General features: G+C 66.4%; 19 protein-coding genes. All 19 read right to left on the bottom strand.

Translation table 11 applies throughout. The features are described 5' to 3' along the window. Positions 1-27: 27 nt before the first annotated feature. Positions 28-1,176 carry a hydrogenase formation protein HypD gene (gene hypD, locus ACP150_RS05310; RefSeq protein ID WP_424965510.1) on the bottom strand — a complete coding sequence of 383 codons (1,149 nt, stop codon included), beginning with the start codon at positions 1,174-1,176 and terminating at the stop codon, positions 28-30. Next, positions 1,173-1,472, bottom strand: a complete 300-nt coding sequence (locus tag ACP150_RS05305) for a HypC/HybG/HupF family hydrogenase formation chaperone (protein WP_424965509.1) — start codon at positions 1,470-1,472, stop codon at positions 1,173-1,175. Before ACP150_RS05305 ends, hypD begins: the two co-directional genes overlap by 4 nt. 12 nt (positions 1,473-1,484) lie before the next feature. Next, on the bottom strand, positions 1,485-2,969 hold the full coding sequence (locus tag ACP150_RS05300) for a sigma-54-dependent transcriptional regulator (protein WP_424965508.1): 1,485 nt from the start codon (positions 2,967-2,969) through the stop codon (positions 1,485-1,487). Continuing rightward, positions 2,966-3,802, bottom strand: a complete 837-nt coding sequence (gene hypB, locus ACP150_RS05295; RefSeq protein WP_424965507.1) for a hydrogenase nickel incorporation protein HypB — start codon at positions 3,800-3,802, stop codon at positions 2,966-2,968. Before hypB ends, ACP150_RS05300 begins: the two co-directional genes overlap by 4 nt. Before the next feature lies 1 nt (position 3,803). Further along, on the bottom strand, positions 3,804-4,145 hold the full coding sequence (gene hypA, locus ACP150_RS05290) for a hydrogenase maturation nickel metallochaperone HypA (RefSeq protein ID WP_424965506.1): 342 nt from the start codon (positions 4,143-4,145) through the stop codon (positions 3,804-3,806). Beyond that, positions 4,138-5,055 (bottom strand): hypothetical protein, encoded by a 918-nt coding sequence (locus ACP150_RS05285; protein ID WP_424965505.1) that lies wholly within the window; start codon positions 5,053-5,055, stop codon positions 4,138-4,140. Before ACP150_RS05285 ends, hypA begins: the two co-directional genes overlap by 8 nt. A gap of 4 nt (positions 5,056-5,059) precedes the next feature. Next, positions 5,060-5,935, bottom strand: a complete 876-nt coding sequence (locus ACP150_RS05280; protein WP_424965504.1) for a [NiFe]-hydrogenase assembly chaperone HybE — start codon at positions 5,933-5,935, stop codon at positions 5,060-5,062. Then, complete coding sequence (locus ACP150_RS05275; protein WP_424965503.1) at positions 5,932-6,774, bottom strand: hydrogenase expression/formation C-terminal domain-containing protein; 843 nt, start codon at positions 6,772-6,774, stop codon at positions 5,932-5,934. The genes ACP150_RS05280 and ACP150_RS05275 overlap by 4 nt, the downstream gene beginning before the upstream one ends. Before the next feature lie 10 nt (positions 6,775-6,784). Then, on the bottom strand, positions 6,785-7,159 hold the full coding sequence (locus tag ACP150_RS05270; RefSeq protein ID WP_424965502.1) for a hydrogenase accessory protein: 375 nt from the start codon (positions 7,157-7,159) through the stop codon (positions 6,785-6,787). Between the two features lie 5 nt (positions 7,160-7,164). Next, positions 7,165-7,485, bottom strand: a complete 321-nt coding sequence (locus ACP150_RS05265) for a HypC/HybG/HupF family hydrogenase formation chaperone (protein ID WP_424965501.1) — start codon at positions 7,483-7,485, stop codon at positions 7,165-7,167. Between the two features lie 4 nt (positions 7,486-7,489). Continuing rightward, complete coding sequence (locus ACP150_RS05260) at positions 7,490-8,098, bottom strand: HyaD/HybD family hydrogenase maturation endopeptidase (RefSeq protein ID WP_424965500.1); 609 nt, start codon at positions 8,096-8,098, stop codon at positions 7,490-7,492. Between the two features lie 271 nt (positions 8,099-8,369). Then, positions 8,370-9,152 carry a Ni/Fe-hydrogenase, b-type cytochrome subunit gene (cybH, locus tag ACP150_RS05255; protein WP_424965499.1) on the bottom strand — a complete coding sequence of 261 codons (783 nt, stop codon included), beginning with the start codon at positions 9,150-9,152 and terminating at the stop codon, positions 8,370-8,372. A gap of 10 nt (positions 9,153-9,162) precedes the next feature. Then, entirely contained in the window at positions 9,163-9,354 is a 192-nt protein-coding gene (locus tag ACP150_RS05250; protein ID WP_424965498.1) for a HupE/UreJ family protein, read from the bottom strand. 14 nt (positions 9,355-9,368) lie between these two features. After that, a complete protein-coding gene (locus tag ACP150_RS05245; RefSeq protein WP_424965497.1) occupies positions 9,369-11,162 on the bottom strand; it encodes a nickel-dependent hydrogenase large subunit in 1,794 nt (597 codons plus the stop codon). Between the two features lie 3 nt (positions 11,163-11,165). Next, positions 11,166-12,257, bottom strand: a complete 1,092-nt coding sequence (locus ACP150_RS05240; protein ID WP_424965496.1) for a hydrogenase small subunit — start codon at positions 12,255-12,257, stop codon at positions 11,166-11,168. Between the two features lie 231 nt (positions 12,258-12,488). Then, positions 12,489-14,753: a carbamoyltransferase HypF gene (gene hypF, locus ACP150_RS05235; RefSeq protein ID WP_424965495.1), complete on the bottom strand. Its 2,265-nt coding sequence runs from the start codon at positions 14,751-14,753 to the stop codon at positions 12,489-12,491. A gap of 1 nt (position 14,754) precedes the next feature. Further along, entirely contained in the window at positions 14,755-16,188 is a 1,434-nt protein-coding gene (locus tag ACP150_RS05230; RefSeq protein WP_424965494.1) for a nickel-dependent hydrogenase large subunit, read from the bottom strand. Further along, complete coding sequence (locus tag ACP150_RS05225) at positions 16,185-17,192, bottom strand: HupU protein (protein WP_424965493.1); 1,008 nt, start codon at positions 17,190-17,192, stop codon at positions 16,185-16,187. Before ACP150_RS05225 ends, ACP150_RS05230 begins: the two co-directional genes overlap by 4 nt. Continuing rightward, positions 17,189-18,517, bottom strand: coding sequence for a sensor histidine kinase (locus tag ACP150_RS05220; RefSeq protein WP_424966020.1), 1,329 nt, complete (start codon positions 18,515-18,517; stop codon positions 17,189-17,191). Before ACP150_RS05220 ends, ACP150_RS05225 begins: the two co-directional genes overlap by 4 nt. Between the last annotated feature and the right edge of the window lie 54 nt (positions 18,518-18,571).

Here is an 18,571-nt window from a genome sequence, read left to right as displayed (position 1 = left end):
GCGCATCGCGCGCGGGGGCAGAGCCCCCTACTCCGCCGCCACAGGGTCCAGCGCCCGGGCCCCGCCATACTGGTAATAGGCCGCACAGGCCCCTTCCGAGCTAACCATCAGCGCGCCCAAAGGCATCTCCGGCGTGCAGCCCCTGCCGAATTGCGGACATTGCACGGGCTTCATCCGCCCGGTCATCACCGCCCCGCATTCGCAGCCCTCGATCTCTTCGACCACGCGGCGCTCGGCGCCATAGCCGATCTCGAACTTCTCCTCCGCGTCAAACGCCGCATAGGCCGCGCGGATCCGCAGCCCGCTCGCATCGATCTCGCCCAACCCGCGCCACTCGAACGTCGGGCGCGGCTCGTAGACATCGGCAATCGCCGCAAGGCTCACCGGGTTGCCATGTTCGGGCACCACGCGGGCATACTGGTTCTCGATCTCGGCGCGCCCGTCGCGGATCTGCCCCAGCACCATGAGCACCGATTGCAACAGATCCAGCGGCTCGAACCCGGCCACCACCAGCGGTTTGCCATACTCCTCGGCGATGAAATCATAAGGATGGATCCCGATCACCATGCTCACATGGCCCGGCCCGACAAACCCGTCGAGCACCATGTGCGGATCATCGAGCAGCGCCTTGATCGGGGGCGGCACGGTGATGTGATTGCAGAACACGCTGAAATTCGTGAGCCCCTCGCGCGCCGCGGCCTGAATGCTCAGCGCTGTTGAGGGCGTCGTGGTCTCAAACCCGAGGCCAAAGAACACCACTTCCCGATCCGGGTTGCGGCGCGCCAGTTCCAGCGCGTCGAGCGGGGAATAGACCATACGGATATCCGCCCCATCGGCCTTGGCCTGCAGCAGCGACTTGCGCGTGCCCGGCACGCGCATGGCATCGCCGAAGGTCGTGAAGATCACCTCCGGACGCTCGGCCAGCTCGACACATTCATCGACCCGGCTCATGGGCAGCACGCAGACCGGGCAGCCCGGCCCGTGGATGAACTCGATCCCCGGCGGGGTCAGCTTGTCGAGCCCGTAGCGAAAGATCGCGTGGGTGTGCCCGCCGCAGATCTCCATGATGTGGACGGGTTTCTCGGCGGTCGCACCGATCTCGTCGCAGACCTTTTCAATTGCTGCGAGCACGCCCTTGGCCGCCTTGGGATCCCGGAATTCCTGAACATATTTCATCGCGCACCCTCCCCGGCGAGCATGGCATTGGAGGCCTGCATGGCCTCGATCTCTTCCTGGGCCTCACCCAGTTCGCGCAAGGCCTCCAGCGTCTTGGCGGCCTCGTCGGCGTCAATCGCGCTCATGGCGAAGCCCACATGGATCAGTGCCCAGGTCCCGATCAGCTCCTCCAGCGGTCGGTTGCCCGCGACGCAGGCCACATTGACCTCGCGCTTCACGCCCGACACATCGACCTGCGCCATCAGGCGCTCGGGGTCGGTGATGGCCGTTATCTGGCCCGGAATTCCTAGACACATTGGGTTTCCTCCTCAGTCCAGCTCGCGCGCGGTGGTCTCCGGCGCGGGCGTGATGCCGTAGCGGTCGAGCTTGGCGCGCAAGCCGACACGGCTCAGCCCCAGCTCCGCCGCCGCCCGGCTCTTGTTCCATTTCAACCGCGTGAGCGTCTCGCGTAGGATGCGCATCTCGATCAACTCGACCCGGTCCTTGAGCGAGCCGTCGGTCATCGCCGCGGGATCCGCCATCCGGTCATCCGACCCCTCGCCCGGAGCGGTCTGCAGGATATGGCGCGAGATCAGCTCGGCCCCCAGCACATCCTCCTGAGCAAAGATCAGCATCCGCGTGACCTCGTTTTCCAGCTCGCGCAGGTTCCCGGGCCAGTCGTAGTTTTCCAGGAACGACAGCGCGCCATCGGTGAAGCCGCGGACCTTCTTGCCATGCTGGCTGGCCGCTTCGAACAGCATATGGGTCGCAAGGATCGAGATGTCCCCGGGCCGCGCCCGCAGGGGCGGCATGGTCAGCTCGGTCGAGGCCAGCAGGTAGAACAGATCGCTCCGGAACCGGCCCTCGGCCATCATCGCGCGCAGATCCTTGTGGGTCCCGGCCAGAAGCCGCACGTTGGTGGTCTGCACCTCCGTCGCGCCCACGGGCTGGAACGCGCCCTCGCTCAGCACCCGGGTCAGCCTGAGCTGGAATTCCGGGCTGAGCGTGTCGATCCCGCCGAGATAGAGCGTTGCCTGATCGGCCTTGCGCAAAAGCCCGATCTTGTTGGCGTTGGAATGCTCCAGCGCGCCGCGCCTTGCGCCAAAAAGCTCGGCCTCCAGAAACGCATCCGGCAGGCCCGCGCAGTTGAACGCGTAGAAGGGGCGATCCGCCCGCAGGGAGGCGTAATGCATCGCCCGCGCCAGATCGGTCTTGCCTGTTCCCACCTCGCCCGTCAGCAGCACGGGCACATCGAAACTCGCGAATTGCCGCGCCTGGGCCACGGTTTCATTGGTCGGGGAGTTGGTCGCGCGGAGGATGGTCTCGAACCCCATCCCCTCGCGCAGAGCGGCGCGCTGTTTGTCCAGCTTGGTCTGTGCCGTGGTCCCGAGATAGCGCATCTCAAGGCTCATCCGCTCATTGTCACGGCTCAGAGAAAAAAGTTCGGCAGCATTCCGGGCCACCATCAAAAGTTGGTCGGGATGCCAGGGCTTGGGGACGAACTGATAGATCCCCGCCTCATTGATCGCCGCGACCATGGATTCGCCATCCGTATAGCCGGTGATGATGATCCGCACGGTTTCAGGCCAGCGCTCGCGCACATCCGACAGAAGCTCGACCCCCGTCTTCCCGGGCATCCGCTGGTCGCAGAAGATCACCTGGATCCACTCACGCTCGAGGATGTCCCAGGCCGTCTCCGCGTCGGGCGCGGTGAAGATCTCGAACTCATCCTCCAGCGCCATCCGCATGGAGGTCAGCGAATGCGCCTCGTCATCGACGAGCAGCACCGCTGGCAGGGGCGGTGCCTTGGTCATTCCGCCGCCGCCGCGGTCGCGGTCTTGGCGGCCAGCGCGCGGTGCAGCCAGGCGATCCACTCGTCCATGCCCTCGCCCGTGCGGGCCGAGACGCGCAGGATCTCGATCTCCGGGTTCACCCGGCGCAGGTTCGTCTCGATCAGGTCGAGATCGATATCGCAATAGGGGGCGAGGTCGATCTTGTTCAGGATCGCGAGCCTGGAGGCCGTGAACATATCCGGGTATTTCAGAGGCTTGTCCTCACCCTCGGTCACCGACAGGATCGCGACCTTGGCGTCCTCGCCCAGATCGAACGCCGCCGGGCAGACAAGGTTGCCGACATTTTCGATGAACAGCATCGCACCCGGGTCGAGCGCCAGATGCGCCAGCGCATGGCCCACCATATGCCCGTCCAGATGACAGCCCTTGCCCGTATTGACCTGCACCGCCCGGGCACCGGTCTCGCGGATCCGGTCTGCATCCGCACTCGTCTGCTGGTCGCCCTCGATCACCGCCAGCGGCTGATCGCCCAGCGCCTGGATCGTCTTGCAAAGCAGCGTCGTCTTGCCCGAACCAGGCGACGAGACAAGGTTCAGCGCCAGCGTGCTCAGCTCGGCGAGCTTCGCGCGGTTCCGGTCTGCATAGGCATCGTTCTTGGACAGGATGCTGGTTTCGATCTCGATCAGCCGCTCCTGGCTCATTCCCGGCACTTCCACCCCGGCAGGGCCCTCGCCGAAATGGATGTCGTGACCGTGGTGGTGGTGATGATGGTGGTGATCCTGTCCATGGGCATGGCTGTGCCCGCCCGCCTCGATCTTGGCCCCATCGCCGTCGCATCCGCATACCGTGCACATCTCAAGCCACCTCCATATCCTTGATCCGCATCTCATCCCCACCCTGGGGCATCATCTTGCCGCTGCCGCAATCCGGACAGGGGTCCAGGCGGTCATTGATCTCTTTTTCGCTCATGCAGTCATAACAAAGTGCGACCCCCGGCAGGTCGATCAGCTCCAGCGCCGCGTTTTCGGCGGGCGAGCCGCGCATGACCACTTCGAAGGCAAAGCGCAGGGCCTCCTTCTCGACACCGGCAAAGCGCCCGATCTCGAGCCGCAGCCGCGTCACCCGGTCAAAGCTGTGGGTCCGGGCCTGATCCTCGACAATGCCGCGGATCCCTTCGCAGAGGGACATCTCATGCATGGGCGGGCTCCGGTTGTTCGGCCACGGGGGCGCAAGGGTCGAGGATCGCCAGCAGCAGGCCGACCCGCGCCCGTGTCGGGGTGTTCAGGCGCGCGAGGGCCTGATGCATCGGGCCCTCAGCGGCGGTGCCGTGATCCGTGGGGGTCGCACGGGCAAACTCCGTGACCCGACCTTGCGCATCGCAACGGGCGCGACAGAAATAGGTGCCGCGCGCGGCGGCAACCTCGGCGGTGCCATCGGCGCGGCGGCGCGCGCGGGGCTGCCAGCCCTGGGCCAGCGCCTCGGCCTCCAGCGCCCGGGCCGTCGTACGCCAGAGGGGGCCACGGCCATAGAACCCTTCGATGTCACTCAGCAGCGGATGATCGCCCCGCCGCCCGGCCGCCGAGTTCTCACACGCGGCGCCGTTGAATGGATCGCCGGTGCCGGCCAGGGGCAGCGGCGCGCAGACCGCATCGCCCGGGCCGAACTGCGCTTCGATCCGGCGCAGCACCGCAAGCCCCGGCGCATCCGCATTGCGCAAGAGGTCGAGAAAGCTCGTCAGGGTATGGGGCAGCGGGTCCGGGCCAAACAGCGCCGCGCGCAGGCCCTCCCCCGCCAGGTGCAGCAACTCGGGGCGGGCAGAGAGCCCCAGATGGCCGGGCCAGCGCAGGGCAAAGACCAGCACATGCTCGCGCAGGATCTCGGCATGGAGCGCCTGCGTCTCGCCCGGCAGGGGCGGCAAGTCCAGCGCCAGCCGCGCCGCCACGCGCTGGGTCACGGCGCAGACATTGAAGATCCGGGGCAGCAGCACGGCGGCCTCCTCGGCGGGCCGCCCGGACAGGTAGGCCCCGATCGGCATCGCAGCCCCGGAGATCAGGCGCGGGGGGGCGCCTGTCTCGGTCCAGTGCAACTGCAGCCCGGTGCCCGCCATGATCTCAGCTCTCGCCCCCGGCCAAACCGCCGGAAATCACCGCCCGGCGCGATGGGGCCTCGGCGAGGATCGCGGCCTTGGCGGCCTCGGTCTCGGCCACGGCACGGGCCTTGGCCTCCTCCTCGGTCTCTGCATCCGCCGCCGCTTCGGCCTCGGCCACCGCATCAAGCTCGGCCTGCCGGGTCGCGCGGATCTCGGCGGCGCGGTCGGTCTCGGCCCGGTTGTTCTCGTCAAAAAGCGCAACCATCACCGCCCGGGCCGTATCCAGCGCCTGCATTTGGCTGTTGAACGCCTCCATCGGCGAGAAGAGCGAGCAGGCCTTGTAGCCCCCCACGGTCTCGCGCGTGTTGTGCAGGAACTCATAGGTGCCCGAGGGGAAATCGTGGTTCTCCTTGTCGCCGGGGGTCAGGTCGACCCAATCCTGCTCGCGCCCGGGCAGCAGGACGAGGTTCATGAACCAGGGCGACACCAGCACGCCGAGATAGCCCGTCCCATGGCCGCGGAAGCCCACGGCCTCCACGTGGAGCGCCTTGTTGATGATCGGCACGTCGCGCATCTTGGCATGATAGATCTCGGTGAAATCCGCCACGAGGGCGCGCACGGCCTCCTCCATATGGGCGGAGGTCTCGGCGGCGACCGAACCCGGATCGTCCAGCACCAGAAACTGCTCCCTGGGCGCGTCGCAATTGGGGCAGGACCAATCCTCGGGCAGCGCACTGAAAGGTGTGCCCGGCAGGACCTGACGATGCTCGTCGCCCTCGGCCGGATCATAGGGGGTCCAGCAGATCTTGCACTCCATCACCGCCTGGGCGCTGATCTTGGCATCCGCCCCCATATAGGAGCCTTCGAACCCGGGGGTCATGCCCTGCGCCGTGCTCATCGGATCGCCTCCAGCACTTCGCGCAGGCGCTCGGCACTGTCGATCAGGTCCTCGGAGGCGGCCAGCGCAACCTCGGGCATGGCACCCACTTCGTAGGTATCCAGAATGCGCGTATCCATCGAATTGAAGAACTGCACATGCCAGACATGGGGCGTGGCCGTGGCCGTCACCCGGCAATTGCCATAGCCCCGGCTGAGCACATCAACCGAGCCCGTCCCGAGCGTCGCGGCCAGCCAGTCGAGATCGGCCTCCGTATGGGGCAGCAGGGTCAGGTTCACCACATGGGTCTCGACCCCCGGCCCGAAGGCAGCGGACTTGTCGCGCAGCTCGGCCAGAAGCGCCGGGGCATTCACCACCTGCGCGGTCAGCGGCGCATCGGTGCCAAGCGCCGGGGCCACCGGGTCAAAGGCCCGGTCCCGCGCGGCTTGCGGCACGGGCGCGATCTCGATCAGATCGACCTCCGCGCCCTTGATCTGCCAGACACCGGCAAAGACGCTTTCCTGTACGGCCAGCGCGGGCACCCCGCGCAGCTTCATCGACACCTCGCCATCGCCCATGGTCTCGGCCATCAGCGCCCGGTTCGGCCCGTCCAGCGGCCGCAGGTCGAACTGCTCGGGCGCACCGCCACGCCCGACCCGGTCAGCGGCATCCGCCATCTCGGCCAGCATCCGCAGGGCGGTGCCGACATCCGCTTCGATCTCGTCGATCTCGGGCAGATGGGTGGAATAGGTCCGCATCCCCGAGGGCAGCGGCATGTATTCGAGCTCAGGCCCCTCGCTGGGATCGGGTTGCGAGCCGGGGCCAAACCCGGTGGGCGGCAGGTGAAAGTTCTGTGCCATGGCGCCCTCCTCAGGCGGTCTCAAGTTGCAGGATGCGGGTGACGCGGGCCATGTAATCGTCCCAGTCGCGCACCTTGGGGATCGCGCCGATCATGGCGCCATCGCGGAAAAAGATCAGGCTCGGCGTCTTGAACACGCCCGCCGCCTTGAGGATGTCCTGCTCCACCGCCGGGGTGGCGATGGCCACGTCGAACCGGTTCTGAAAGGCCTGCCGGATCTCGGGCAGGATCACCGCCACATCCGTGCTCTCGAGGTTGCGTGCGGGATCGCCGGGGGCAAAGACGCAATGCGCCCCGGGTGCGGCAAGCAGCGCCTCGAAGGCAGCGAGATCCTCCAGCCGTGCCCAGCCCAGCTCGTCGGTCAATCGTGTGATCAAAAAGGCCATGGGGATTATCCTGTGGTTTTGCCAGCGGCTGCCGCCGCGGCGAGATGGGGGGGAAGTTGCGGGCCGCGCGCCTCGAGATCGGCGAAGGCATCGCCCAGCCCGTCTCCGGCCATGAGCGATCTCAGACCACCCAGCGCCGCCGAGATCTTGGCCGCCTCATCCGCGTCGAGCACTTCGCGCGATGCCCCGAGAAAGGTCAGCAGCCAGACGCCGGGGATCGCGTCGGGGGTGAGCGAGATATCGATCAGCTCTTCGCGCTGGCCATCGCTGCATTGGGCGGCAATCCCGTCGATCGAGATCACCTGCATGGGGACGCCGAGGCACATGGGCTCAGGCTCCCGCCGGGAAGAACCGGGCATCGCCCGTGCGGCAGGCCTCCTCCTCGGAGGGGCGACCGGCCTCATAGGCATCACGCAGGATCGCCGGATCCGCCAGCAGGTCTGCAGCACTCTGTCCGGGTTCCGCCGTGACCCCGTGGCGCGCCAGGTAGTCCAGCGCGATCTCGATGGCCGGGGCGATCCGCTCGGCCACCAGCGGGCGCAGACCCCCGCCGTAATCCTCCAGCTCGACCGGCTGCACCCCGATCAGGCAGAGCTTCTCGGGGCACTGATCCATCAGTTGCGCCGTTGCGATCACATCCTGAAATCCGGTCTGGTGCAGGCTCATCTTCTTGGCACCCATGAACCGGGGCACCTCGTCATCCTCGACCACCTTGATGGTGCCGGGCTCCAGCCCGTAATCCACCGCGTCAAAGACCAAAAGCACATCCGCCTCTTCGAGAAACGGCAACAGGTAGAGCCCCTGCGTCCCGCCATCGAGCAATGTGACATGGTCAGGAAATTTCCACCGGCGGGCCAGCTCCTCTACGGCGCGCACGCCAAAGCCTTCATCCGCCCAAAGCACATTTCCGATCCCGAGGATCAGCACACGCTGTGTCATTCTGTCAGTTCCTCCCGCAGATCGGTTTGTTTGTTTCCGATTTCTACCGCGAATGCTCAAAGCGTTGTCAGTTGCGCGGAAGTTGTCAGGCAGACTTTCTGCCGCACCACCTCAAACCCTTGATTTCAGGATACTATTGCATGCAATTCCTGTGTTTTTCCGGAATTAGCATGCAAAGTTTCTTTCCACTTTGTGGATCAGACGGATGCTTTGATGCCACAACAGAAAAGGGCGCCCCGAAGGACGCCCTCTGGGGGGATATGATTCCACCTTACTCGGGGCGGTCATCCTTGAAGGTCCGATGCCCGGAAATCATCGTCGAAACCATGGATTGGCGTGACATGATATCCTCGCGGATCGCCGCGTAGATATGGATGATCGCGAAGACCACGATCGCCCACATCCCCAGATGGTGCAGCGTATGCATCGTCTGACTGCCGCCGACCCAGACCAGGAGCGGCGCGAAGATGCTCTCAAGCGTCGAGCCCGCGCCGATCCCCTCGGCGTAGAGCGCAAAGCCCGTGACGATCATGAAGCTCAGCCCCACGGTCATGAAGAAGAACATCGCCACTTGCGCCAATGGGTTATGGCCCACGTATTTTTTCGGCTCCTTTTCGAGGAACATGTACCAGCGCAGCTCGAACAGGATCTCGGCCCACCAGTGCCGGTTGAAGATCGGCAGGTAGAACATCTGCCGCGCATGGTGGTTGCCCACCATCGCCCAGTAGATCCGCCCGAAAAAGCCGATGGTCATGATCATGGCCGCCGCGAAATGGGCAAAGCGAATATAGCCGAAGACGAACTGGTCCGTGGCCTCGCCAATGATCATCGTGGGCGGCGGGGAGCCGATGAAATAGCCCGTCACGCAGAGCACGACGATGGCCAGCGCATTGATCCAGTGCCAGAGCCGGACAGGGGCCTGGTACACATAGACCGAGGTGCGGCGGCGGATGCTGTCGATATCCTCTGCCGTGGCATCCCCGGTCAGCCGTGAGGAGGGCAGCGGCTCCACCTCGGCGTTGGGCTTGTGGATGGTGCGGGTGCTGGTGTTCATGGCAGCCCCCTCATTCCGACTTGCGGCCAAGCCGCGCCCGCAAGGCCGGCAGGGCCAGCCCGAACGCATAGCCCAGCGCGGCCACGACCAGCAGGTGGTCGACCGATGTGAGCCAATGGATCACGCCGGCCTCGGCCTCGGGGTGGCCGGGATGGGCAAGTGCCGCCCCGGCCGTCAGCAGGTAAATCGCTGCGGTTTTCATGATCACGCCCTCCCTCAGCGTACTTTGACAGTGGTCAGCTCATCCCCGTCCGGCGACATCACATGGGTCGAACAGGCAAGGCAGGGGTCGAAGCTGTGCAGCGTGCGCAGGATCTCTACCGGCTCCTCGGGCCGCTCCATGGGGGTGTTCATCAGGCTGGCCTCGAAGGCGCCGATATTGCCGTCCTTGTCCCGGGGCGAGCCGTTCCAGGTGGTCGGAACCACGCATTGGTAGTTCTCGATCCGGCCATCCTTGACCTGCACCCAGTGGCCGAGCGCGCCGCGCGGGGCCTCGGTCATGCCGACGCCCTTGGCCTCTTTCGGCCAGTTCGACGGATCCCACTTCTCGATATTCGCGGTGCTCTCGTCGCCGTTCTTGATATTGGTGACGAGCTTGTCGAAGAAGTATTTCTGCAAGCGCCCGCAATACTCGGATTCCAGCGCCCGCGCCGCGGTCCGCCCCAGGGTCGAGAAGAGCGCCTCCACCGGCAGATCCATCGTCCGCAACAGGCCCGTGACCTGCTCCGAGATGTCCTCGTGGCCCTTGGCATACCCGATGATGTAGCGCGAGAGCGGTCCGACCTCCATCGCGTGACCCCGCCAGCGCGGCGCCTTGATCCACGAGTATTTCGCGGCCTCGTCGATCTCCTTGATGTTGGTCTTGGTGCCCTTGAGGTTCGGGCCCAGCTCGAACTTCGCCTCGGTCACCCCGTCCCACGGATGCAGGCCCTTGCCAGGCTCGCCATAGTCATACCAGGAGTGGTCGACGAATTCCTGAACCTGCTCAGGATCGCGCACATCCACGTCATGGACCGTGCTCAGATCCCCGTTGATGATCGCTCCGCGCGGCAGGTGCAGCTGATCCGCGTCGAAATTGTTGGCATGCTCGGGGATATCCCCATAGGCCAGCACCGCTTGCGAGCTCAGACCACCGCCATAGAGCCAGGACTTGTAGAACCCGCCAATTGCGATCACGTCCGGGATATACACGTTCTTGTTGAACTCGATGCACTTGTCAATGATGGAGCTGACCATGTTCAGCCGCTCCATGTTGATCGCCCCGGTCGCGCCATCGCCATGGACGTTGATCGGGCACGGCACCCCGCCCACCAGCCAGTTCGGATGGGGGTTCTTGCCGCCAAAGATCGCGTGGACCTTGACGATTTCCTTCTGGAGATCCAGCGCCTCCAGGTAGTGGGTGGTCGCCATCAGGTCCGCTTCGGGCGGCAGTTTATAGGCCGGGTTGTCCCAATAGCCGTTCTTGAACAGACCCAGCTGCCCGCTTTCCACGAATTTCTTCAGGCGGTTCTGCACATCGCGGAAATAGCCCGGCGAGGACATGGGATGGCTCGGCGAGACCATCTGCTGCAACTCCGAGGTCGCCTTGGGATCGGCCCGCAGGGCATTGACCGGGTTCACCCAGTCCAGCGCGTGCAGATGATAGAAATGCACCACGTGGTCATGGATCTGCAGGTTGAGCTGCATGATGTTGCGGATCGAGTTGGCATTGTCCGGGATGGTGATCCCCAGCGCATCCTCGACCGCGCGCACGCTCGTCAGCGCGTGGGTCCCGGTGCAGACCCCGCAGATCCGCTCGGTAAACGCCCAGGCATCGCGCGGGTCGCGCCCCTTGAGGATCACCTCGAGCCCCCGCCACATGGTCCCGGTCGAGACCGCGTTGCGGATCACCCCCTCGTCATCCACATTCACTTCGCAGCGCATATGGCCTTCGATCCGGGTGACCGGATCGACGACGATCCGCTTGCCCGAGTTGTCCAGCGTGTAGCCGTTTGGTGTTTGAATGGTCATCTATCAGACCTCCTCGGACGCATCGGATTGCGTTTTCTTCTGGGCCGCCTTCAGGGCCGAGACCGCAGCATGGAGCGCGACGCCCCCGCCCACGACACCGGCGGCCGCAAGGCCCACCTGATCGGCGTTCTTCTCGATCCCGAATTGCTTGATGTCGGTGAGCCGGTCGTAGAACGACCCCTGATCCCAGAACCCGTCCTCGGAACAGCCGATGCAGCCATGGCCGGATTGGATCGGGAAGGATGTTCCCTCGTTCCAGCGCACGGTCGAGCAGGCATTGTAGGTGGTCGGACCCTTGCAGCCCATCTTGTAGAGACAATAGCCCTTGCGCGCATTGTCATCGTCCCACTCCTCGACGAACTGACCGGCGTCGAAATGGGGGCGGCGATAGCACTTGTCGTGGATCCGCTGGGAATAGAACATCTTCGGACGGCCCTGCCGGTCGAGCTCGGGCATCCGCTCGAAGGTGAGCATATAGGTGATCACCCCGGTCATGACCTCGGCGATCGGCGGGCAGCCGGGCACCTTGATGATCGGCTTGTCGGTGATGACCTTGTGTACCGGCGTGGCCTGGGTCGGGTTCGGCTTGGCCGCCTGGACACAGCCATAGGACGCACAGGCCCCCCAGCTGATGATCGCCTTGGCGTCCTTGGCCGCGTATTTCAGCTTCTCGACAAAGGGTTTGCCGCCCGAGATGCAGAACATTCCGTCCTCGTTCAGGGGCGGGTTGCCCTCCACCGCGAGGATGTAGTTGCCCTTGTATTTCTCGATCGTGTCCGCCATCGCCGCCTCGGCCGCGTGGCCTGCCGCCGCCATGAGCGTGTCGTCGTAATCGAGGCTGATCATCGACAGGACGACATCCTTGGCCAGCGGATGAGCCGAGCGGATGAAGCTCTCGGAACAGCAGGTGCATTCCAGCCCATGCACCCAGATCACCGGGGTGCGCGGCTTGGTTTCCATCGCATGGGCGATCTTCGGCACGAAGGACGGCCCGAGCCCGAGGGCCGCCGCCGTCAACGAGCAATATTTCATGAAACTGCGCCGGGTGATCCCCTGTCGCCGCATCACGTCATAAAAGGTTTCGATCTCACTCACCGGGGGTCCTCCATTCACTGTCCCTACGCTCCGGGATCCTTGTGAACGGACCTCTGGACGCGCTTTGGCTCAGTAGGCGCCGGAATGGAAATAAGGGGCAAACGGCTGGGCCGGTATTTGTGTGCGACGGAATACCGTATTAATTTCAGTTATTTAACCGGTTTTCCACCAAGGCAACACCCGAAAAGCCGGTGATCGGGTTTCCAGTTTCCAGCGAGGGGTGGGAAGTTTCTATCCGCCGGGCAACAGCCGCGCCGACGCCACCGCCGCCTGCCCCAACGCGAGTCCCCCGTCATTGGCAGGCACCTTGGCATGGCTCAGAACAGGCCCGTCGCCAAGCGCCGCGCGGGTCAGCTCGCACAGGAGCGCATTCTGAAAGCACCCGCCCGACAGGACCACCGCCGATGCCCGCCCGGAGGCAAGACAGGCCCGCGCCGGGGCGGCAAACGCCTCCGCCATCCAAAGATGTGCGCCATAGGCCAGCGCCGCCCGGTCCATCCCGGCGTCGCACCCGGCCACCAGCCCTCGGATCAGCGCGCCGGGGTCGAGCGCCCCCTCGGCCCTGCCCGCCGCAAGGGCCCACTCCGCCGGCGCCGCCCCGCGCGCCTTGTTCGCCAAGGCCTCCAATCGCATGGCCGCCTCGCCCTCGTAGCTTTGCTCATCCGGGCAGATCCCGAGGATTGCCGCCACCGCATCAAAGAGCCGCCCGGCGCTGGAGGAGAGCGGCGCATTCACCCCGGCCTCCGCCGCCTGCCGCAGCAAGGTTCGCGGCCTCTCGGCGAAGGCCTGATCCGCCCAATCGCCCAGACCCGCCGCATCAAGCCGCATCAGCGCATTGCGCCAGGGCTCAGCCTGCGCCCGGTCCCCCCCGACCAGCGGCACGGGGCTCAGCCACGCCAACCGCTCGAAGCTGGCATAGTCCCCCACCAAGACTTCGCCGCCCCAGACCGTGCCATCGGGCCCAAGCCCCAACCCGTCCAGGATGATCCCGACGACCGGTCCGGCCTCCAGCGGCCAGCCGTTCTCCGCCATGCAGGCCGCCATATGGGCGTGATGATGCTGCACCTCGATCAGCGGCACGCCGAGCGCCGCCGCCCGTGCCGCCCCATGGCGCGAGGCGTGAAACTCCGGGTGCAGGTCGCAGGCCACCGCCGCAGGCGCATGGTCAAACAGGGCCGCGTAATCCGCATCCGCCTGATCGAAGGCCTCAATGGTCAGCAGATTGTCCATCTCGCCCAAATGATGCCCGAGCAGCGCCTCGCCCCCCTTGGTCAGGCAAATCGCGCCCTTCATCTGCCCGCCATAGGCCACCGCGGGCGGCGCATCGCGCAGCCCCTCGGGCAAGGGCAGCGTACCCGGCACCTGCCCCCGCGCCCGGCGCAGGACCATGGGCCCCGTTGGCATGACCCGCATCACGCTGTCATCAAGCCGCCGCCGGATCTCCCGGTCATGCATCAGGAAGGCGTCCGCAAAACCGCCGAGCTTCTCCCGCGCTTCCGTATTGCCGATCACCTGCGGCTCGCCCGAGGGATTGCCCGAGGTCAGGACCAGCGGTCCGTCAAACGCATCGAGCAACAGGTGATGCAAGGGCGTGCTCGGCAACATCCAACCCAAAGTATCCATCCCCGGCGCGACCGCCTCCGGCAAGGCCTCGCCCCGCGCGGGCAGCAGCAGAATCGGCGCGGCCGGGCTCCGCAACAGCGCGATCTCTTCCGCGCCCATCGCAGCATGGCGCCCGATCATCTCCGGCGTTCCCATCAGGGCAAAGGGTTTGGCCGGTCGTCGTTTGCGCTGCCGCAAGCGGGTAACGGCCGCGCCGTTGCGCGCATCCACGGCGAGATGAAAGCCCCCGAGCCCCTTGATGGCGACAACCTCACCCGCCCCGAGCGACCGCGCGGCCATGTCAATGGCCGCGCCACCGACCTCCCCCGCGCCACGCTCGAACCACAGACGCGGCCCGCAATCCGGGCACGCGATCGGTTGCGCGTGAAACCGGCGATCCTCCGGGGCCTCGTATTCCGCCCGGCACGCATCACACATCGGAAACGCCGTCATGGCGGTCTGGGCCCGGTCATAGGGGAGCGCGTCGATGATCGTCAGCCGTGGCCCGCAATGGGTGCAATTGGCAAAGGGATAGCCATAGCGCCGCTCGGTCGGGTCCCGGATCTCAGCCAGACAGGCATCGCAGGCGGCCGCATCCGGAGTGATCCGCGTCTGGTTCCCGGCCCCGGCGCTCGCGGCAATCGAGAACCCCTCGGGTGGTGCCCCGTCCAACGGGCCGATCTCGACCGCGCCGACCTGCGCCAGCGGCGGGGCCTTGGCGGTGATTTCAGCGGCAAACCCCTCCAGATCTGCGCCCCAGACATGGATCAGCACGCCTTCAGGGTCGTTCAGAACCTCGCCCCGCAACCCCCGCGCCCGGGCGAGCTGCCAGATGAACGGGCGAAACCCGACCCCCTGCACCTGCCCGCGCACGCGGATCCGGCGGCCCTCCATGTCAGTGGACCGTGCAAACCATGCAGGGATCGAAACTGCGCACGATATGCTGCACGGCGATCGGGGTCTCTTCCCCCGGCCCCACGGGTGCCCCGGCCAGCGCAGCCTCGACGGCGCCGGGCTGGCCCAGCCGGTCGCGGGGGCTGAAATTCCACGTTGTGGGCGCGATGATCTGATAGCCCGCGATCTTGCCCCTCTCGATCCGCAACCAATGGCCCAGCGCGCCGCGCGCCGCCTCCACGAGGCCGACGCCCTCCCCGTCGCGCGGGGTCTCGCCCTGCAGCATGAACGCCGCCTCGGGCTGCAGCGTCCGGGTCCACTCCTCCAGCAGGAGCTGCGTCCGCGCCACCTCCAGCAGGCGTCCGGCCACCCGGCTGAGCACCGTACTGCCCCCCGCCGACACCAGCGCGCGGGCCAGGGGATGCCCGTCCACCACTTGCCGCGCAAAGGCCCCGGTTTCGGCCACTTGCCCGGCCAGCCGCGGCGCCTTGCACCAGCTATAGGCGGGCGCGGCCATATCCTCATCCGGTCGGGTCTGCCCGGCTTCGGGATGGGCATCCTCCCCCAGCATCCAGGCGTGGCTCAGATCCTCGACCACTTCTGCCGGATCAAAGGGGCGCAGCGCACCGTCCCAGACCCCTTGGGCAAAGGCCGGGCCCGCAGCCCCCGCATAGGCCCCGAAGGACAGATAGCGCCCGGGCCCGGTGCCCATCTCGCCCAGCCCCAGATCCCGCGCGATCCGCAGGAAGAGCCCGGCATCCCCATCGTCCCAATCCAGCAGGTCCGAGACCGAGCCGAGACCGGCAAAGGCCTCGACCGGAGCGCCAAAAAGATCCCGCTCCAGAAACCGCCGGAACCCCGCAAGGCTCAGCGCGATCCGCGCCTTGTCCCGCGCGGTCGGGGCCTTGGTGACGCCGCCGGGTTGGATGGCCAGCGTATGGGGCCATTTGCCTGCCAACAGCCCGAGAATATGCATCAGCTCGGCCCGCGCCGAGAGGGTGGCATGGGCCATGGAGCCCTTGGTGGCCAGAAACCGCTCAGTCACTGTGCCGTGCCAGACCCGTCCCGCGTAATCGGGGCGCGCGAAATCCGGCATGAAGAACAGCGCGAAATGGGTGATATGATCGGCGAGGTTCTCGACCGCATGGATGATCTGGGTCGCCCGCGCGCCGTTCTCGGTGGGGCTGACCCCCTGCGCTGCGGCCAGCGCCCGGGCCGCCGCTGCCGACTGGCTGATCGAACAGATCCCGCAGATCCGCGGCGTCAGGGTCAGGGCATCCTGCGGCGCCTTGCCCAGAAGCATCATCTCGAACCCGCGAAAGAGCGGCGAGTTCGCATAGGCCGCCTGTACCCGGTCGCCGGAGATCTCGAGCCGCAGCTCCAGATCCCCTTCCACCCGGTTGAACGGCCCGACCAGAAGTTCCCGTTCCGTCATGCGCCGGGGGGCTTTCGCAAGGTCGGCGGCACCCGTACCCGGTCCGAGGTTGCGTTCTCGCCCACCCGGGGCGGGGTCGCGGCCTTGCTGAGCGAGGCGAGCGCCATGAACCAGGCCTTGGGCATATCCGTGGGCAGACCGACGGGGATCCCGGCGAGTTTCGGGGTCTCGGTGAAGGGGTGGCGCGGCTCCTCGAATTCGGGGGCCGTGCAGTTCACGCACGGGTATCCGCCGCGCGTGCAGCTGCCCGATCCGTTCCAGGGGCGGATATTGCAGTCACCGACCGCCTGGGTGCCGACGCAGCCCAGATGCTCCATCATGCAGCCCATCTCCGACAGGGCGCGGGCGCTGGCCTTGTATTCGTAATACTCGTTCTTCGGACAGGCATGGTGCACCAGATGATCGGCGTAGAAGCGGGGCCGCGCGTAGACGTCGAGTGCCTCGGGCGTCAGGTCCCCACCCGCCAGCATCAGCAGCGTCTCGGTCACCCAGTCGGGATGGGTCGGGCAGCCCGCGATATTGACCACCGGCAGCCCCTCGGCGCCGCGAAATTCCGGCGGCAGCACGCCGCCCGGATGGGTGCCCTCATATTGCAGGCCCACCGCATCCGTCGGGTTGCCCCCGGCCGAGGTCACGCCGCCAAAGGCCGCGCAGCTGCCCACGGCCAGCACATGGCCCGCATGGGGCGCGAGGCTCTCGACCCAGTCCAGCATGGACCGCCCGGTCCCCGACAGCATCTGGTAGCGCCCGGTCCCCTTCGGGCCCTTCGCCACCGCCCCCTCGACACAGAGGATATCGAGCGGGATCTCTCCGGCTTCGATCCCGGCCAGCAGGGCACGCACCTCGGCCCCGGTCTCGGCACTCAGCGCCGGATGCCAGAGCAGGTCGATCCCCGCCCCCTCCAGCGCGTGCAGAACCCCTGGTGCCTCGGCACATAGGAGCGACATGGTGCAGCCTCCGCAGCCCGCGGATTGCAGCCAGAGCATACTCCGCCGCCGGGTCATGGAATCGTCACCACCGGCAGTTCCAGCCGCATGCAGGTCCCCTCATCGGTCGGCACATGCAGCAGCCGCCCGCCATGCTCATCGGCGATCTTGTGGGAAATCGCGAGACCCAGCCCCGTCCCCTGCCCCACGGGTTTCGTGGTGTAGAACGGATCGAAGATATGGGGCGCGACATCCACCGGAATGCCCGGCCCCGTATCGGTGACATCGAGGGTCAGAAAATCCCCGGTCTGACGTATGTCCAAATGCAGCGAGGCATCCTCCTGATCGGCCATGGAATCCACCGCATTCTGCACCAGATTCATGACCACTTGCTGAATATGTCCCGGCTTGCCCGCGACCGGGGCCGCATCGAGCCCCATGAAGGTGATCCGCAGCTCACCCTTTGCCCCGCGCGCGACCCAGCTTGCCGCCGTGCGCGCCGCCTCGGCCAGATCGAACTCCTCGGTCTCGCCGGACCCTTCCGCCGAGAGCCGCCGCAGATCGGCCACGATATCGCGCACCCGCTCGGCCCCGTCCCGGGCCCCGTCGATGGCCTCGCGCAGATTGCGGATCTCGCGGTCGAGCTTGAGCTCCTCGCGCAGCGAGACCAGCTCCTCGCGGTCCGCGCCCTCCTGCACCCGCTCGAAATAGGTCTCGAACTTGGTGGCGTAGCGCTCCATCGCATGGGCGTTGGCATAGACAAAGCTGATCGGGTTGTTCAGCTCATGGGCCACCCCGGCCAGCAGGCGACCGAGCGAGGCGAGCTTTTCGTTGCGCACCAGCTGGGCCTGGGTCTGTTGCAGGGCGTCATGGCTCTTGGCGAGCTCGGCATAGGCCTGGCGCAGCTCGCCCACGGGCCGCCCTGTCAGTACCGCGCCCGTCGCGCGCCCGCGATCATCGAGCCGGGGGGCAATGCTGAATTCCAGCGTCGCCGCGCCCTCGGTCCGGTCGAGATCCGCCTCGAAATCCACCCGCGCCTTGGCCGAGATCACCGCCTGCAGGGCATCGGCCAGCCGGGGCCTGTCCGCTTCGGCGAAAAGCGCGGCGATGGGCTTTTCAAGAATGTCGTCACGATCCCGCTCGGCGAGCCGCAAGAGCGACGCGCTGCATTCCTGCAGATCCCCGGTCCGCGACACCACCAGCAGCACATCCGAGACCGAGGCCATGACCGAGCCCATGAAGCGGCGCAGATCCTCCAGCTCGCGGTTGCGCGCCTCCAGCGCGGTCTGGTTCTCGATCAGCGCCGAATAGGTGTCATCCACCGCCCGCAGCACCTCGGACCAGGCGGACTCGTCGATCCCGGACACGGTGCTCGCCGGTTGCGGCGTGGAGGGCGGCTCGATGCGCATGGCTCAAAGCCTAGTCCCAATCGCCGGTTTAGGCGAGGGGATGATCTG

Origin of the sequence: Dinoroseobacter sp. S375 (assembly GCF_049800775.1) — a bacterium.
In the GTDB taxonomy this organism is placed as follows: Bacteria; Pseudomonadota; Alphaproteobacteria; order Rhodobacterales; family Rhodobacteraceae; genus Dinoroseobacter.
Note: the sequence above shows the minus strand (reverse complement) of the source record. Positions and strands in the feature narration are given on the sequence as shown.

What these genes read in the sequence shown, in the direction of transcription:
- hypD (WP_424965510.1), bottom strand. Translation starts at nt 1,176, where the DNA reads ATGAAATATGTTCAGGAATTCCGGGATCCCAAGGCGGCCAAGGGCGTG.
- ACP150_RS05305 (WP_424965509.1), bottom strand. Translation starts at nt 1,472, where the DNA reads ATGTGTCTAGGAATTCCGGGCCAGATAACGGCCATCACCGACCCCGAG.
- ACP150_RS05300 (WP_424965508.1), bottom strand. Translation starts at nt 2,969, where the DNA reads ATGACCAAGGCACCGCCCCTGCCAGCGGTGCTGCTCGTCGATGACGAG.
- hypB (WP_424965507.1), bottom strand. Translation starts at nt 3,802, where the DNA reads ATGTGCACGGTATGCGGATGCGACGGCGATGGGGCCAAGATCGAGGCG.
- hypA (WP_424965506.1), bottom strand. Translation starts at nt 4,145, where the DNA reads ATGCATGAGATGTCCCTCTGCGAAGGGATCCGCGGCATTGTCGAGGAT.
- ACP150_RS05285 (WP_424965505.1), bottom strand. Translation starts at nt 5,055, where the DNA reads ATGGCGGGCACCGGGCTGCAGTTGCACTGGACCGAGACAGGCGCCCCC.
- ACP150_RS05280 (WP_424965504.1), bottom strand. Translation starts at nt 5,935, where the DNA reads ATGAGCACGGCGCAGGGCATGACCCCCGGGTTCGAAGGCTCCTATATG.
- ACP150_RS05275 (WP_424965503.1), bottom strand. Translation starts at nt 6,774, where the DNA reads ATGGCACAGAACTTTCACCTGCCGCCCACCGGGTTTGGCCCCGGCTCG.
- ACP150_RS05270 (WP_424965502.1), bottom strand. Translation starts at nt 7,159, where the DNA reads ATGGCCTTTTTGATCACACGATTGACCGACGAGCTGGGCTGGGCACGG.
- ACP150_RS05265 (WP_424965501.1), bottom strand. Translation starts at nt 7,485, where the DNA reads ATGTGCCTCGGCGTCCCCATGCAGGTGATCTCGATCGACGGGATTGCC.
- ACP150_RS05260 (WP_424965500.1), bottom strand. Translation starts at nt 8,098, where the DNA reads ATGACACAGCGTGTGCTGATCCTCGGGATCGGAAATGTGCTTTGGGCG.
- cybH (WP_424965499.1), bottom strand. Translation starts at nt 9,152, where the DNA reads ATGAACACCAGCACCCGCACCATCCACAAGCCCAACGCCGAGGTGGAG.
- ACP150_RS05250 (WP_424965498.1), bottom strand. Translation starts at nt 9,354, where the DNA reads ATGAAAACCGCAGCGATTTACCTGCTGACGGCCGGGGCGGCACTTGCC.
- ACP150_RS05245 (WP_424965497.1), bottom strand. Translation starts at nt 11,162, where the DNA reads ATGACCATTCAAACACCAAACGGCTACACGCTGGACAACTCGGGCAAG.
- hypF (WP_424965495.1), bottom strand. Translation starts at nt 14,753, where the DNA reads ATGGAGGGCCGCCGGATCCGCGTGCGCGGGCAGGTGCAGGGGGTCGGG.
- ACP150_RS05230 (WP_424965494.1), bottom strand. Translation starts at nt 16,188, where the DNA reads ATGACGGAACGGGAACTTCTGGTCGGGCCGTTCAACCGGGTGGAAGGG.
- ACP150_RS05225 (WP_424965493.1), bottom strand. Translation starts at nt 17,192, where the DNA reads ATGACCCGGCGGCGGAGTATGCTCTGGCTGCAATCCGCGGGCTGCGGA.